Source organism: Glycomyces xiaoerkulensis (assembly GCF_002798405.1).
Classification (GTDB): Bacteria; Actinomycetota; Actinomycetes; order Mycobacteriales; family Micromonosporaceae; genus Glycomyces; species Glycomyces xiaoerkulensis.
On record NZ_PGGV01000033.1, the window covers coordinates 1 to 15,170 of the forward strand.

Annotated in this window: 16 protein-coding genes and 1 tRNA gene; 6 read left to right on the forward strand and 11 right to left on the reverse strand. The window is 69.0% G+C overall.

Annotated elements, in window-relative coordinates:
• Positions 1–399: 399 nt before the first annotated feature.
• The 3 genes from CUT39_RS13585 to CUT39_RS13595 form a co-directional block, all read right to left on the reverse strand.
• Positions 400–690: a hypothetical protein gene (locus CUT39_RS13585; RefSeq protein WP_100447479.1), complete on the reverse strand. Its 291-nt coding sequence runs from the start codon at positions 688–690 to the stop codon at positions 400–402.
• Positions 687–1,079, reverse strand: coding sequence for a hypothetical protein (locus CUT39_RS20825; protein WP_198587124.1), 393 nt, complete (start codon positions 1,077–1,079; stop codon positions 687–689). The genes CUT39_RS13585 and CUT39_RS20825 overlap by 4 nt, the downstream gene beginning before the upstream one ends.
• Before the next feature lie 449 nt (positions 1,080–1,528).
• Positions 1,529–1,708, reverse strand: coding sequence for a hypothetical protein (locus CUT39_RS13595; protein ID WP_157930689.1), 180 nt, complete (start codon positions 1,706–1,708; stop codon positions 1,529–1,531).
• 55 nt (positions 1,709–1,763) lie between these two features.
• Between CUT39_RS13595 and CUT39_RS13600 the strand changes: the two genes are divergently transcribed.
• Positions 1,764–1,952, forward strand: a complete 189-nt coding sequence (locus CUT39_RS13600) for a hypothetical protein (RefSeq protein WP_100447485.1) — start codon at positions 1,764–1,766, stop codon at positions 1,950–1,952.
• A gap of 155 nt (positions 1,953–2,107) precedes the next feature.
• On the opposite strand, the gene CUT39_RS13605 is transcribed toward CUT39_RS13600, so the two are convergent.
• The 3 genes from CUT39_RS13605 to CUT39_RS13615 are packed head-to-tail and all read right to left on the reverse strand — an operon-like array spanning position 2,108 to position 5,927.
• On the reverse strand, positions 2,108–3,046 hold the full coding sequence (locus CUT39_RS13605) for a sugar ABC transporter permease (RefSeq protein WP_100447487.1): 939 nt from the start codon (positions 3,044–3,046) through the stop codon (positions 2,108–2,110).
• Positions 3,043–4,590 (reverse strand): ABC transporter permease subunit, encoded by a 1,548-nt coding sequence (locus tag CUT39_RS13610; RefSeq protein WP_232805751.1) that lies wholly within the window; start codon positions 4,588–4,590, stop codon positions 3,043–3,045. Before CUT39_RS13610 ends, CUT39_RS13605 begins: the two co-directional genes overlap by 4 nt.
• A gap of 29 nt (positions 4,591–4,619) precedes the next feature.
• Positions 4,620–5,927 (reverse strand): sugar ABC transporter substrate-binding protein, encoded by a 1,308-nt coding sequence (locus tag CUT39_RS13615; protein WP_100447489.1) that lies wholly within the window; start codon positions 5,925–5,927, stop codon positions 4,620–4,622.
• Between the two features lie 86 nt (positions 5,928–6,013).
• On the opposite strand from CUT39_RS13615, the gene CUT39_RS13620 reads away from it, so the two are divergent.
• Both CUT39_RS13620 and CUT39_RS13625 read left to right on the forward strand, forming a co-directional pair.
• A complete protein-coding gene (locus CUT39_RS13620; protein ID WP_100447491.1) occupies positions 6,014–7,042 on the forward strand; it encodes a LacI family DNA-binding transcriptional regulator in 1,029 nt (342 codons plus the stop codon).
• Entirely contained in the window at positions 7,039–8,592 is a 1,554-nt protein-coding gene (locus tag CUT39_RS13625) for a glycoside hydrolase family 13 protein (RefSeq protein ID WP_100447493.1), read from the forward strand. The genes CUT39_RS13620 and CUT39_RS13625 overlap by 4 nt, the downstream gene beginning before the upstream one ends.
• A gap of 37 nt (positions 8,593–8,629) precedes the next feature.
• Here the strand turns inward: CUT39_RS13625 and CUT39_RS20830 are convergent, their stop codons facing one another.
• The gene (locus CUT39_RS20830) at positions 8,630–9,031 is read right to left on the reverse strand and encodes a type II toxin-antitoxin system VapC family toxin (protein ID WP_198587126.1); all 402 of its coding nucleotides are present in this window, start codon (positions 9,029–9,031) and stop codon (positions 8,630–8,632) included.
• Entirely contained in the window at positions 9,028–9,264 is a 237-nt protein-coding gene (locus tag CUT39_RS20835) for a FitA-like ribbon-helix-helix domain-containing protein (RefSeq protein WP_198587127.1), read from the reverse strand. Before CUT39_RS20835 ends, CUT39_RS20830 begins: the two co-directional genes overlap by 4 nt.
• A 219-nt stretch (positions 9,265–9,483) precedes the next feature.
• On the opposite strand from CUT39_RS20835, the gene CUT39_RS21850 reads away from it, so the two are divergent.
• Positions 9,484–9,882: a FitA-like ribbon-helix-helix domain-containing protein gene (locus CUT39_RS21850; protein WP_408611155.1), complete on the forward strand. Its 399-nt coding sequence runs from the start codon at positions 9,484–9,486 to the stop codon at positions 9,880–9,882.
• Here CUT39_RS21850 and fbaA read toward each other — a convergent pair.
• Positions 9,795–10,817 (reverse strand): class II fructose-bisphosphate aldolase, encoded by a 1,023-nt coding sequence (fbaA, locus tag CUT39_RS13640; protein ID WP_100447495.1) that lies wholly within the window; start codon positions 10,815–10,817, stop codon positions 9,795–9,797. The two genes, CUT39_RS21850 and fbaA, sit on opposite strands and share 88 nt — an antisense overlap.
• Positions 10,818–11,012: 195 nt before the next feature.
• On the opposite strand from fbaA, the gene CUT39_RS13645 reads away from it, so the two are divergent.
• Positions 11,013–11,222 (forward strand): hypothetical protein, encoded by a 210-nt coding sequence (locus tag CUT39_RS13645; RefSeq protein ID WP_100447497.1) that lies wholly within the window; start codon positions 11,013–11,015, stop codon positions 11,220–11,222.
• Positions 11,223–11,243: 21 nt separating this feature from the next.
• Here the strand turns inward: CUT39_RS13645 and CUT39_RS13650 are convergent, their stop codons facing one another.
• A complete protein-coding gene (locus CUT39_RS13650) occupies positions 11,244–13,331 on the reverse strand; it encodes a S9 family peptidase (protein WP_100447499.1) in 2,088 nt (695 codons plus the stop codon).
• 73 nt (positions 13,332–13,404) lie between these two features.
• Positions 13,405–14,652, reverse strand: a complete 1,248-nt coding sequence (locus tag CUT39_RS13655; RefSeq protein ID WP_198587128.1) for a glycoside hydrolase family 27 protein — start codon at positions 14,650–14,652, stop codon at positions 13,405–13,407.
• Positions 14,653–14,812: 160 nt separating this feature from the next.
• On the opposite strand from CUT39_RS13655, the gene CUT39_RS13660 reads away from it, so the two are divergent.
• A tRNA-Phe gene (locus CUT39_RS13660) sits at positions 14,813–14,889 on the forward strand.
• The last annotated feature ends 281 nt before the right edge of the window (positions 14,890–15,170 follow it).

Consider the following 15,170-nt stretch of genomic DNA (forward strand, 5'->3'; position numbering starts at 1 on the left):
GGTTGACCAGCATCCAGCCGCGGCGGTCGTCGGCGTCGATGTCCCAGCGGCGCCCCTCGCGCCGGTTGGGGCGTAGGCCCGCGGCCGCAGGGCCGGGGCCGGGGTGTTGGTCGCAGTGCGCATGTGGGTGGATCCTGTCCTTACTGTTGGTGTCCGGTATTGGTTGCAATGGCAAGCTCTGCGGCGGCGCCGCACCCTTTGCAGCCGGGGTCCCTTGGCCCGTGGCCGTGGTCCGGTGCTGCGTCCTCCGGTGCCGACCGGGGGGTTCCGATGTGATTCCCCGCCGCGAATCGCACCAGCGGCCATAGGGGACCCTGAGCTGCAAAGGGATGGGCTCCGCCCATGAGCTTGCCCGCTCACCGCACGGCGCCGTCCCGCGCTCGTCCCCGAGCACCTCGTTCATCCTTCGCAGTCGCGGAACGTGTCGAGCCAGATGCGGACGGCGGCGGCGATGAGGGGGCCGGAATGGGTTCCGGCCCAGTCGGCGTGGGCCGGTTCGGGCAGCACCAGGCGAGGCGAGTGGCCGTCGAGTCCGACCACGGAGCCGAGTCCGGGCGGGGTCTGTGCGCACAGCAGCAGGCGGAGCCGGTCCTGGCCGATGGGCCAGGAGTATTGGACGAGGCGGCCGTCGACGCTTTCGACGCCGAGGACGGGGAGCCCGGCGGCGTCGATCTCGGTGAGTGTCATCATGCGGCACCTCCCGGAGCGATCGCGACGGCCGGTCGTCTCCGTCCGTCCAGCCCGGGCGGGATGGGGACGATCAGATACCGCGACCCGTCCGGACGGGTGTGGAGGCCGGGCGCGTCCGGATCCGGCTCGGGCGGCCGGTCCGGAGCGGGCGGTTCGCTCGGCGGGGTGAAGCGCTCCGGCCCAGGTGACGACTCACGATCGCAGTCCCGGTCGGTACGGCCGCCCTGGCCGCCCGGGGACTCGAAATAGGCCCAGGGAAGGCCGGAGGCGAGGGCGGCGAGCATGAGATAGGCGAGGCCGAGCAGCAGCATCAGCCGTCTCCCGGCCCGATGCTCGCCCGCGGCCGGGACGGCCGGTGCCGCAACCCCCGAGGCCTGGTCAGCGCCCACGGCAGGGAGATTCGCGGTGGTCACGGGCGCGGTCCCGACGTGTCTCGGTGGTGCCGCGGAGTCGGGTTCGGTGTCTTCGAACGACACGCGCCAGGCGTGGGAGATACGCGGTTGGGGTTCGGGGCGGCGGGTCGTGATGAACGGGTTCGGGCGTTCGACCGGGAGTGTCCACGGCTCCCACGGTTCGCGGGCACGCGGCGTTCCGGGCGTGTCGGGCCTTGCCCAGGCCGGGGTCGCGGAGGTGGGCCGGACGGCCTTCCAGCAGATGGCGGCGGCGTTTCGCTCTGGTGCGTGCACGGAGTTTTCGCGTAGCCTGACAGAGACCAAGGGAGGTATTCCTTCCGATGGTGAGGAGGCGGCCCGCCAGACTGTTTGGCGATAGCGCGGCGGGCCGCCGACGTCCTATTCGGTTTTCGCGCTGGGCGTGTGTCGAAACTCTGACATCGGGGTCAGATCCGAGTCAAGGACGACACGCCCGCCCGTGCGAAAAGTTGTCCACACGTGCCGCGGGCCATCTTGAGGTCCATGTGCTTGACGAACCGGTGCCAAGACGGCGCGACCGCGCGGGCCAACTGCGAGAGCGCGTGCTGGACCCAGGTGAGTGCGGTGGTGTCCGAGACTCCGGACACCACCGCGCCTTTTCGGGTTGCCGAAGGCTCACCCGTCTGGCGTAAAGTGCAGTCCATGGCAGTCTCCGATGGCGACCGTTCCGTCGAGTTGAACGACGAGGACCTCGCGGTGCTCCCCGACCAGACCTCGGACGAAAGCGACTTCGGCTGGGGGGAGGCGACCGAGCCCCGCCGGGCGCGCGCCCGGCGCAGCCTGTCGGCCCGCGACATCGAACTCCTCGACGAGCGCCCGCCCCACTGGTAGAGGCGAACTCGGCCGTGAGAGCCCGGAGCTCCCCGTTCAGTCCGGGCTGGGCCGGATCCGGCGCGGACCCTGCGGCGCGGCAACGGCTAAGACCCGGTCGGCGGTGCTGGGAGGCGGTCCGCCGACCGGGCCGGTGTGTCGAGCAGTGGCTCGGTCTATCCCTTGACGGCGCCTCCGGTCAGGCCCGAGACGATGTAGCGCTGCAAGCTCATGAACACCGTCACCGTCAGCACCGACGTCAGCAGCGCCCCCGCGGCGAAGACGCCGAAGTAGCTCGCCGGAGCGTTCTCGGCGACCAGGGTCTTCAGGCCCACGGCGAGGGTCATCTGCTCGCGGTCGGTCAGGAACAGGCTGGCGAGGATGAAGTCGTTGATGGTGCCGACGAACGCCAGGATCCCCGAAATGGCGATGATCGGCGCCGCCAGCGGCAGGATCATGCCGAAGAAGATCTGCGCATGGCTGGCCCCGTCGATCGTGGCCGCCTCGTCCAGCTCCTTCGGGATCGTGTCGAAGAAGCCCTTCATCAGCCAAGTCGAGACCCCGAGCGCACCGCCCATGTAGACCAGCATCAGCCCGAGCCTGGTGTTCAGGCCCGCGACCGGGTAGTACTCGCCGATGCCCCCGAAGATCAGGTACAGGGCCACGACCGCCAGGAACGCCGGGAACATCTGGATCAGCAGCAGGAACAGCAGCATGGGGCGCCGCCCGGTGAAGCGGAACCGGCTGAAGGCGTAGGCGGCCAGCGAGGAGATGAAGATCGAGATGAACGCCGCCGGTAGCGCGATCACCAGCGAATTCGCGAACCAGTGCGCGAAGGGGATGTTCTCCTCGGTGAACAGCCGCCGGAAGTTGTTCAGGCTGAACGAGTCCGGCAGCAGGTTCGTCGTCGACAGCGTCCCGTTCGGATTGAACGCCGCCGAGACCACGTAGACGATCGGGATCAGGGAGAACACCAGGACCAGCACGGCCACCAGGTGCCGCCAGCCGGTGTCCGACGCCCACCTGGACCAGCGCGACTTCCTGCTTCGCGGGGATCGCCGGACGGTGCGGTCGGTGCGCGGGGCGGGCGTCGGCGGTTCGGAAGTACGGGTCATGAGTACACGTCCTCCTGCTTGCGGGTGCTGCGGAACATGACCGCCGAGATGGTCGCGACGATGATGAAGATGAAGACGCTGATCGCGCTGGCGAAGCCGTAGTCGGAGCTGGCCGATCCGAATGCCTGCCGGAAGGCGTAGGTGATCAGCAGGTCGGTACCGCCCGCGTCGTCGCCGGCGCGGAACGGCCCGCCGCCGGTGAGCAGTTCGATCGCGTTGAAGTTGTTGAAGTTGAACGCGAAGCTCGAGATCAGCAGCGGTGTCAGCGCCACCAGCAGCAGCGGGAGGGTGATCTTGCGGAAGGCGGTGACGCCGCCGGCGCCGTCGATCTTGGCCGCCTCCAGCGAATCCGCCGGCAGCGCCTGGAGGGCCCCGAGGCTGATCAGGAACATGTACGGGAAGCCCAGCCAGGTGTTGGTCAGCAGCGCCATGGCGCGGGCCGCCCAGGCGTCGCCGAACCAGTTGACGTCCAGGCCCAGCAGGTCGTTGACCAACCCGAAGTCCCGGTTGAACATCTGGGCCCAGACCAGGATCATGGCGAACGCCGGCATCGCGTAGGGCAGGATCAGGACCGCCCGGTAGGCCTTGGTGCCGCGCATGCCCGGCCTGTTGAGGGCCATCGCCGATCCCAGCCCGACCGCGAAGGTCAGCAACACGCTCCCGGCTGCGAAGACGAGGTTCCAGACGAAGACGCCGAGGAACGGGCCGCGGATGTCCGGATCGGTCAGGACCCGCGCGTAGTTGTCGAGTCCGATGTTGACCCGCCAGCCGACCAGCGCCTCCTGCCCGTCCTCGGTGAGGAAGACGCCGGCCTCGTCGTCGGCGTGCCAGACGGTGCCCGTGGCCGAGTCGGTGATGCAGTCGCAGGACTCGTCGTAGGAGCGGGTGGAGGCCCCTTCGAAGGCCGACAGGCCCTGCACCCTGATACCGGTGTTCTCGCCGGTGGGCACGGCCAGCGCCGTCAGCTCGTCCTGGCGTTCGTTCAGTTCGGCGAGGTCCCAGACGCTGTAGTCTTCGGCGCCGGTGATGCGGCCGGTCTCGTCGGTCTCGGCACCGGGCAGTTCGGTCAGGCCCTCCTCGGTACCGGCCCAGGTGGAGCCGTCGGAGGTGTCGGTGAGCAGGAGGGTGAGCTCGCCGGAGGCGGATTCGCCCGCGGCGAGCAGGTAGGTGGTGCCGCCCGGGGTCTGCTGGACCCCGGCCGCGACGATCGCCTCGATGGCCTGGTCCTTGCCGACCCGGTGGCCGTCTCCGTAGTTGGAGAAGGAGGTGCCGATGGTCATGATGACCGGGATGATCTGGAAGGCGATCAGGAGCAGCGTGCCGGGCAGGAGGTACTTCGGGGGGATCTTGCGGCGCTGCAGGTAGAGATGGAAGACGATGGCGACGACGGCCGCCTCGACGGCCAGGGCCCACCAGGCCTCGGCTCGGATGAGGGGCAACGCCGCCCAGACGGCCAGGGCCGTCACCACGGCGAGCACGGCGATCTTGATGATCATGCCCGTGGCGGTGCCGGACCCGGCCGACTGGGAACGCTGGTCGAGCACTGCGAAGCTTCCTTTGCTCGTTGGTCGGCTTAGGAGCCCGCGATGGCGTCGCGGATGCTCTGGGCGGCTGTCGCGGCGGCGTCCTCTCCGGAGGTGGTGCCGTCGACGCTGTCGGCTTCGGCGCGGCCGAACGGCTCCCAGACGGCGTTCATGGCCGGGATGTTCGGCATGGGCAGCGCGTTCTCGCCTGCCGCGGCGAAGCCTTGGACGTCGGCGTTGCCTTCGGAGTATGCCTCGGCGGCGGAGGTGAGGGCGGGCAGGCGCCCGCCGGCTTCGGCGAGCTGGAGCTGGAGTTCCTCGGTGAGCACGTAGTTCGTGACGAATTCCTGCGCGAAGAGGGCGTTCTGGGCCGAGGCGGAGACGTAGAAGCCCTGGACGCCCATGAACGGGGACGCCGGGTTCTGTCCTTCGAAGCCGGGAATGGCGCTGACCTCGTATTCGATTCCGGCGTTCTGGGCGTCGGTGAGCGCCCAGGGGCCGGAGATGAGGAAGGGCGCCTTGCCTTCGGTGAAGAAGGGGATGGCGTTCGAGCCGTCGACGGAGGTCGACAGGACTCCGTCGGAGCCGAGTTCGGCGAACTTCTCGAAGGCGGCGACACCGCCGGGCGAGTCGACGCCGACGTCGCTCGGGTCGGTGCCCTCGGCGCCGAACAGGTAGCCGCCCATGGAGGAGAAGATCGGGTAGCCGTGGTAGGCGTCGCCGTCCGGTCCGACCGGGAGCAGCAGCGAGTTCTCGGTGCCGGCGGCTTCCCCGGCCGCGACGAGCTCTTCGAACGTCGTCGGGGCCTCGGCGGCCAGGGCGGTGTTGCGGATCAGGCCGATGTTCTCGATGGCGTAGGGCACGGCGTAGAGGTTGCCCTCGACGGTGAACGCCGAGACCGAGGCCTCGTTCAACGCGGATTCCTGGTTGCCGGTCAGCGTGACCGGGCTGATGACGCCGTCTGCGGCGAGTTGTCCGGCCCAGTCGTGTGCGCCGACGACGATGTCGGGGCCTTCGCCCTGCTCGGCGGCGGCGATGAAGTCCTCGCGAAGGGTTTCCACGTGCTCCTCCACGGTGACCTTGACGCCGACCTGGGACTCGAATCCCGACACGTACTCCTTGAGGACCGGCGTGCGGGTCTCGTCGGCCCAGATGACCAGTTCGCCGGAGAACTCCTGACCGTCTTCGTCGCTGCTGCCGGAGCCGTTCTCCTCGTCACCGTTTCCGCAGGCGGCCGCGGCGCTGAACGCGGCGGCGGAGACGGCGGCGGTGCCGATGGTCCTTCTACGCATGGTGTAGTACCTCTCCTCGTTGAGGTGGCCCGCCGCGCTGTCGGGCTGGGCCGTGGCGGAGATCATGGGCTTGGTGCCCGTGACTCCCCGAAGGTTAGCAAGATGTTTCAGAAACAGGAAACCCTTGCAACCAAACTGTTGCCAAGTTTCAGATAGGCTACGCTGTCATCATGCGGCTTCGACTCTCCGACATCTCCCGCCAGGCCGGCGTCAGCGAGGCAACGGTGTCCAGGGTGCTGAACGACAAACCCGGCGTGGGACCTCAGACCCGGCAATCGGTCCTCACCGCGCTCGACGTGCTCGGCTACGAGCGCCCCCAGGCGCTCCGCAAACACGCCATCGGCCTGATCGGCCTGGTCGTGCCCGAACTCGAGAACCCCATATTCCCCCTGTACGCGCAGACGATCTCGAACGTGCTGGCCGGTTCGGGCTACACCCCGGTGCTGTGCACGCAGACCCCGGGCGGGGTCTCGGAGGACGAGTTCGTGGAGATGCTGCGCGAGCGGGCCGTCGCGGGCATCATCTTCGTCTCCGGCCTCCACGCCGACACCACCGCCGGCACCGACCGGTACCGGGAATTGCAGGAGAAGCGCCTGCCGATCGCGTTCGTCACCGGCCACCCCGAGGGCGTCGAAGCCGCCTCGTTCTCGTGCGACGACACCGTTTCGGCGCGGATCGGCGTCGAGCACCTGGCCGGACTGGGCCACCGGCGCATCGGGCTGGTCTCCGGCCCCGACCGGTACTGGCCGGTGCAGCGCAAGATCCGCGGCTACCGGGCCGCCATGCAGCGGGTCGGGCCCGAGCTGATCGAGCTGACCCTGTTCGGCGAGCAGGGCGGCTACGCCGCCGCCTCCCGCCTGATCGAACGCGGCGCGACCGCGGTCATGTGCGGATCGGACATGATGGCGCTCGGCGCGATCCGGGCCGCCGAGGAGCGCGGCCTGCGAGTCCCGCAAGACTTTTCGGTGGTCGGCTACGACGACTCCCCGCTCATCGCACACACCAACCCCCCGCTGACGACCGTGCGGCAGCCGGTGCGCGACATCGCCACCGCCGCGGCGCGGGCGCTGCTCGACGAGATCGCCGGGCAGCCCACACCGTCGTCGGAATACCTGTTCCGGCCCGAACTCGTCGTACGCGGCTCCACCGGTGCGGCACCCGATCAGAGAGGAAACTCATGAGCGACAACTGGTGGCGCGAGGCGGTCATCTACCAGGTGTATCCGCGCTCGTTCGCCGACGGGAACGGCGACGGCATGGGCGACCTGGAGGGCGTGCGCTCCCGGATCCCCTACCTCGCCCGACTGGGCGTGGACGCGATCTGGCTGTCGCCGTTCTACGCCTCCCCGCAGCACGACGCGGGCTACGACGTCTCCGACTACCGGGCGGTCGACGAGCGGTTCGGCACGCTCGAAGACTTCGACGCCATGATGGCGGCCGCCCACGAAGCCGGGATCCGCATCATCGTCGACCTGGTCCCCAACCACACCTCCAGCGAGCACGAATGGTTCACCGCCGCGCTCGCGGCCGAGCCGGGCAGCCCCGAGCGGGCCCGCTACCACTTCCGCGACGTCGACCCCGGCCGCCCCGAGGCGCCGCCGAACAACTGGCAGTCGATCTTCGGCGGCCCGGCCTGGACGAAGACCCCGGACGGGCGGCAGTGGTACCTGCACCTGTTCGACTCCTCCCAGCCGGACCTGAACTGGGACAACCCCGAGGTCCACGCCGAGTTCGAGTCGGTGCTGCGGTTCTGGCTCGACCGGGGCGTCGACGGTTTCCGGATCGACGTCGCGCACGGCATGGTGAAGGCCGACGGGCTGCCGGACACCGGCGGCGACGGCTCGATCGAGATGATCGGGACCACGCATGCGCCGTTCTTCGACCAGGACGGCGTCCACGAGATCTACCGCCGCTGGCGGCCGATCATCGAGCAGTACGAGGGCGACCGGATCTTCGTGGCCGAGGCCTGGACCGACTCGCCGGAGCGGCGGGCGCTCTACCTGCGGCCCGACGAACTGCACCAGGCGTTCAACTTCGATCTGGTGCTGGCCCCGTTCGCGGCGGCGGACTTCCGCAAGGCGATCGACGCCGAGATCGCCAACAACGCCGGGATCGGCGCGCCGAGCACCTGGGTGCTGTCGAACCACGACGTGCAGCGGCACGTGACCCGCTACGGCGACGGCGAGACGGGCCTCGGCCGCGCCCGGGCCGCGACGCAGTTGCTGCTCGCGCTGCCGGGGGTGGTGTACGTCTACCAGGGCGAGGAGCTGGGCCTGAACGAGGTGCTGGACCTGCCCGACGAGGTCCGCGAGGACCCGACGTTCCACCGCACCGGCGGCGAGCAGATCGGCCGCGATGGCTGCCGGGTGCCGCTGCCGTGGAAGACCGAAGGCCCATCGTTGGGATTCGGCGACAAGGCGCCGTGGCTGCCGCAGCCCCAGGACTGGGCCGGGAAGTCGGCCCAGTCCCAGGACGGCGTCCAAGGCTCGATGCTGGAGTTCTACCGCACGGCGATCGCACTGCGAAAGAGCCACAAGGCGACCGGCCTGACCTGGCTGGAGGACCCGGGCGAGAACGCCTTCGCGTTCGACAACGGCGCGCTGGTGTGCGTGACGAACTTCGGCCAGGACCCGGTGAGCCTCGACGGCTACGAGGGCGAGGTCCTCCTGTCGAGCACCGACCTGCAGGACGGCCGCCTCCCGGGAGGCGCCACCGTCTGGTTCGAGAAGTAGCGGTCCTTGGGGCTGATCGGCGGGCCTCGCCCGCCGATCAGCCGTCGGCCCGCAGGTTGAGAACTCGGCAGCGCAGCCCGGGGGTTCGCTCGAACTTCGAGTCCACGGTGACCAGGGATGCATCGAGCGTCTCGGCCAGCGCGGCGAAGGACGCGTCGTAAGCGGTCATATTGTCCCGTAGCTGCCAGATCCTCGGCAGCAGCGGCGTGTGATCGAAACGGTGAAGGTCGAAGCGGCTCAGCAGCCGGAGCGCTTTTGACGCCCGTTCCTCATCCAGGACGCCCCGGCGGACGAGCCGCCGCAGCACCGAGGCGCATTCGAGGTCCACGACATGAGGGGCCGCGACCTCCTGGCCGAGCAGCAGCTTCCGCGTCCGCCTGCCGAGGTCGGTATCGCCGATGAGGAACTCGACGAAAGCGGAGTTGTCCAGGACGATCACTCGTGCTCCGCCCGTTCCTCTTCGATTGCGGCGAGGATGTCGTCGGAGGTCACGCCCCCTCCGGCAGCGATCTGCTCGGCGCGTTGGGCGGCCTCGGTCATCGTGAGCACGCTCAGTTCGCGATCGAGGAGGCTCCGCACGTATCCCTGCACGGACTGGTGTGCTTCCTCTGCGCGGGAGCGCAGCCGCGCCATCAGTTCTTCCGGCACGTCCCGGACGTAGAGCGTAGTCATGCGGCAATTGTAAACCGGTGGCAAGCAGAATGCTAGCAGGCATCGGCAATCGAATCCCGGCCGACGGGTGGATCGTGGGCAGCGAATCGACCCGCATCGCTTCGTTCGGAGTGCAGATGGGGGTGTTGCTTCGGCGCGTTCATGACCGGTCTGAGTTGCTAGCATCGGCGCCTCGAGGGGGTGGATACCATGACCGATACTCATCCCGAGACCAGGGCAATGTCGATCCGCGGGATCGACCCCGCTGTCTACGAGTCCATCCGGGTGCGTGCCGCCAATCACGGCCAATCGATGGAGGCCGAGGTCAGGGAGATCCTGACCCGGGCCGCTGACGACGATCTCTACCGTCGGCCGATGATGCTCGGCGCGCTCATGCGCTCGTTTGTCGCGGAGACCGGTGGAGTGGACCTGGAGCTACCGGATCGCAGTGAGACCGATCGCGAGCTCGATCTGTCGTTAAGGGCGGGCACACCCCGGAATGAGCAAGGGTCCGGCCGCGCAGCGGCCGGACCCATTCGAGCCCTTGAGACTTACTTGATCTTCTGGCCGGCGCTGCGGAGGCGCTGGCAGGCCAGGACGATGCGGTCGGTCATGCCGGCCTCGGCCAGCTTGCCGTAGGCGCGCGGGTCGTAGGACTTCTTGTTGCCGACCTCGCCCTCGACCTTGAGCACGCCGTCGTAGTTGCGGAACATGTGGTCCACGATCGGGCGGGTGAAGGCGTACTGGGTGTCGGTGTCGATGTTCATCTTCACCACGCCGTAGTCGACCGCGTCGCTGATCTCCTGCTCGGTCGAGCCGGATCCGCCGTGGAAGACCAGGTCGAACGGCTTGTCCTTGCCGATCTCCTTGCCGACCTCGTCCTGGATCTCCTTGAGGATCTCCGGGCGCAGCTTCACGTTGCCGGGCTTGTAGACGCCGTGGACGTTGCCGAAGGTCAGCGCCGACATGTAGCGGCCCTTCTCCCCGGCACCGAGGGCCTCGACGGTGGCGCGGCCGTCGGCGACGCTGGTGTAGAGCTTCTCGTCGATCGCCGCCGAGACGCCGTCCTCCTCGCCGCCGACGACGCCGATCTCGACCTCGAGGACGATCTTGGCCTTGGCGGTCCGGTCCAGCAGTTCCTGGGCGATCTCCAGGTTCTCCTTCAGCGGCACCGCGGAGCCGTCCCACATGTGGGACTGGAACAGCGGGTTCTGCCCGGCGGCGACGCGCTCCTCGGAGATCGCCAGCAGCGGGCGGACGAACTTGTCGAGGTTGTCCTTGGGGCAGTGGTCGGTGTGCAGCGCGATGTTGACCGGGTAGTTCTTGGCGATCTCGTGGGCGGCGGTGGCGAGACCGACCGCGCCGGTCACCATGTCCTTCACGGTCGGACCCGAGAGGTACTGGGCGCCGCCGGTGGAGACCTGGATGATGCCGTCGGACTCGGCCTCGGCGAATGCGGCCAGGGCGGCGTTGAGCGTCTGGGTGGAGGTGACGTTGATGGCCGGGTAGGCGAAGGCGTTCTGCTTCGCCCGGTCGAGCATCTCGTTGTATACCTCTGGTGTTGCGATAGGCATGCTGCCTGCTCCTTAGTCAGTTAAGTCGTTGCTGTCTCCCCGACCGGGGGCTGGGACTCAGACGCCGCTGTCTGAAGGCTCCACTCGAATCGTTCCGTCGAGATGAAGTATTGCCCACGAGCATGTGAAGGCACCAACCAGGCTACCTGGCCGTTCGCTCGCGGTCGGGCGTCGGCCGGTCCTACGGTGGAAGGCATGAGCTATCAGGGGGAATCGGCCGACGACTTCGAGGAGATCTCGGAGTTCGACCTGGCGGACTCGGCAGACGAGTCCGATGAAGAGCGGGATCCCGAAGAATACGTCGGCGACCAGGAGCGCGCCGTGCCCGAGGAGGCGGACGTGGCCGACGCGGTCGATCAGGCCCTGGAGGTCCCCGCCGACGAGGACGGGACCCGCGAGGACTGATCCGCGCGGGCCCCGTGCGCCTCACCGGTCGGCGGCGCCGAGCCGGTCGAGGACCCAGGCGAGGTTGAACGCCTCTTCCTCCCAGGCGTCGTAGCGGCCCGAGCGTCCGCCGTGGCCGGCTTCCATCTCGGTCTTGAGCAGCACGTCCGACTCGGGGCTGGTGTGCCGCAGGTTCGCGATCCACTTCGCCGGCTCGTGGAAACCGACGCGGGTGTCGTTCAGGCTGGTCACCGCCAGGATCGACGGGTAGCGGACCGAGGCGACGTTCTCGTAGGGCGAGTACGACTTCATGTACTCGTAGACCTCGGACGACTCGAGCGGGTTGCCCCACTCCTCCCACTCGGTGATCGTCAGCGGCATGTCCGGGTCGAGGATCGTGTTGAGCGTGTCGACGAACGGCACCTCGGCGAGCACGGCCGCGAACCGCTCCGGAGCCAGGTTCGCCACCGCGCCCATGAGCAGGCCGCCGGCCGAGCCGCCGCGGGCGGCGAGCCGGTCGGGCGCGGCCCATCCGGCCTCCACCAGGTGGTTCGCGCAGTCGACGTAGTCGGTGAAGGTGTTCTTCTTGTGCAGGAGCTTGCCCTGCTCGTACCACTGCCGGCCCATTTCGCCGCCGCCGCGGACGTGAGCGAGCGCGAACACCGCGCCGCGGTCGAGCAGGCTCAGCCGGGGGATCGAGAAGTACGGGTCCATCGACATCTCGTAGGAGCCGTAGCCGAACAGCAGGCACGGGGCGCTGCCGTCGGGCCGCACGTCGTCGCGGGCGACGATCGAGATCGGGACCCGGGTGCCGTCGGCGGCGGTGGCCCACTCGCGGTACTGCCGGTAGCGGGACGGGTCGAAGTCGCCGAGCACCGGGGTCCGCTTCCGCAGGTGCAGCTCCCGCGCGTCGATGTCGTAGTCGTAGATCGACACCGGCGTCACCATGGAGGCGTAGCCCAGGCGCAGCAGCCGGGTGGAGTAGTCGCGGTTGTCGCCGACGCCGGTGGTGTAGAGCGGCTCGTCGAACTCGATCTCGGTGAGCTCGCCGCCCTCCCCGGAGTCGAGGATCGCGATCCGCGAGAGCCCCTCCCGCCGCAGGGAGATCACCGCGTGGTGCTCGAACGCCTCGACCGCCTCCAGGCGGACGGCCGGGTCGTGGGGGAGAATCTCGTGGAACCGGGTGGTGTCCTCCACCGGCGCCCACCCGAGCGTGAAGTTCTCGGCGTCCTTGTTGTGCAGCACCAGGAACCGGTCGCCCTGGTGGTCGATCTGCACCTCGACGCCCTGCTCGCGGCCGTTCCCGAACAGGGTGAACTCGCCGGTCGGGTCCGCGGCGTCGAGGTACCGGATCTCGGTGGTGATCTTGGAGCCGGCCTCGATGAACAGGTACCGCTCCGAGCGGGTCAGCCCGACGCCGACGCCGAACCGCCGGTCGTCCTCCTGGTAGACCAGGGCGTCCTCGCTCTCACCGAGGACGTGCCGCCAGATCCGGTAGGGCCGCCAGGAGTCGTCGACCGTGGTGTAGAAGAACACCGAGCCGTCGGCCGACCACGCCCCGCCGTAGTAGACGCCGTCGATCCGGTCGCCGGAGACCTCCCCGGTGCGCAGGTCCTTGAACTGCAGCGTGTACCGCTCATCGCCGGAGTAGTTGACCGCGAAGGCGAGCAGGTTGCCGTCCGGCGAGACGTCGAAGACGCCGATGGCGAAGAAGTCGTGGCCCTCGGCCAGCTCGTTGCCGTCGAGGAGGACCTGCTCCCCGGGGATCGCCACCCCGGGCTCGACGTTCGGCGGGGTGTCGCCCTCGGCGGCCACCCGGCAGTGGATCCCGTACTGCTTGCCCTCCTCGGTGCGGCTGTAGTACCACCAGCCCTTGTCGCGGACCGGCACCGACAGGTCGGTCTCCCGGGTGCGGTCCTTGATCTCCCCGAAGATCGCCTTGCGCAGCTCGGAGAGGTGCCCGGTGCGGGACTCGGTGTACTCGTTCTCGGCCCGCAGGTAGTCCAGTACGTCGTCGTCCTCGGGGTCGATGAGCCAGGCGTAGGCGTCGTTGACGGTGTCGCCGTGGTGGGTACGCGGGTGGTCGCGGCGGGGCGCGACGGGCGGCTGTGCGGGTTTGGCTTCTGACATTCCTTAACTCTAAGGGCCGCCGCCGGGCACCGCCGAAGACCGCATGCGCGGCCACCGGCGGTGCGGTCGTGTCTCAGGAGAGCCGGTACAGGGCCGCGCCGTGCGCCGGGATCTTGGTGCGCAGCCCGCCGGCGGGCTCGGTGTCCGTCCGGGTCCAGCACTCGCGCAGGCAGCGCGGCTCGGCCACGCCGAGCTCACTCCACGGCAGGCTCAGGTCGGCCGGCTCGCCGGCGCGGTTGAACACCGCCACATAGGCGCCGTCCGTCGAGGCCCAGGCCACGTGCTTGCCCTCGCGCCAGACCTCGCGCGAGTCGGCCGGGTGGCGCTGGGCCGCGAGGACCTCGTCGTTGGTCAGCAGCTCGATCGTCTCGGGGCCGGAGTTCGGCAGGTCCGCGCCGACCATGAGCGGAGAGCGGGCGATGCACCAGAGGGTCATCATGGTGCGCTGCTCGTCGGGCGTCAGCAGCGACTCGCGCGGCTCGCCCACCTCGGCGCGGACGCCCATGCGCCCCAGGGGGAGCATGTCGGCGTCGGGCCAGTGCCCGGGCCCGGCGTGCGGGGCCCAGTCGCGCAGCAGGTCGAACTGGGCGTCGACGTCGCGCCAGCGGTCCCACAGGTCGGCCGAGACCCGCCACAGGTGCGAATGCGACTTGAGGTGCTCGGCGTGGTCGACCGACAGGTGCATGCCGGGGGACAGGCTCAGCACGATGTCCCGGTCGGCCTTCTGGACGGCGCTCCAGAACGCCTCGACCTCGTCGTGGTGGTAGGGGGCGATCATGTCGTCGGCCTTGATGTAGTCGACGCCCCATTTCGCGAACTGCCGCAGCAGCGAGTCGTAGTAGGCCTGGCCGCCGGGATGGTCGTGGTCGATGCCCCAGTTGTCGTCGATCCAGGACGAGACGCGCTCGCGGTCGGGGATCTGCGCCGCCGAGTACTCGCTGCCCTTGATGGGGGTGTCGGCGGCGACCGCCTGGCGCGGGACGCCGCGCAGGATGTGCAGGCCGAACTTCAGTCCGAGGGAGTGGACGTAGTCGGCCAGCGGTTTGAACCCGGCGCCGTCGGCGGCCGAGGGAAAGCGGTTCGGCGCCGGCTGGGGGCGGCCGTACTCGTCGAGCACCAGCTTGGCGCCGGAGTTGTAGCCGCCGGCGCGGGCGGTCGGCTCGTACCACTGGATGTCGACGACGACGTATTCCCAGCCGTGTTCGGCCAGGTGCTCGGCGATGAACTCCGCGTTGGCCCGCGTCTCGGCCTCGGTCACGGAGGTGCCGAAGACGTCCCAAGAGTTCCAGCCCATCGGGGGCACGGCGGCGAGTCGGGTCACAGAAACCTCCTCGGGGTCGCGTGAACTGTACGGTACCGGCGAGGGCCGACGCGTGGGTGCAGCCGGTCGGGGGAGCGTGCTGGACGCAGGTCACTCCGAACCCAATACCGTGTCGATGAACGGCCTCGGGGTGCTGTAAGGTAGTCAACGCATTCGGCGAGGCCAGGTAGCTCAGTTGGTACGAGCGTCCGCCTGAAAAGCGGAAGGTCGCCGGTTCGACCCCGGCCCTGGCCACCAGGCAGAACCTCATCTACCAGGACTAACACTGGATGGTGGGGTTCTTCTGCGTCCCGGTTGCTTCCGGCGATATCCGGCTCCCTACGGAGGTATAGCGGACGGATTTCCGGGGGCGTTGCAGCAGGCTGCCGGTGCGGTGGGGCACTGCTTCGTTCGCCATCAGTGCCGTTTCGCGCGTCGGTGACGCGATGGTCAGGATTGTCAGAAGACCCGGTGCATCACATCAGCGTGCCCATGCTCGAGCCGTATACGGCCCTGACCTGAAACCCGATCCTCGCAGA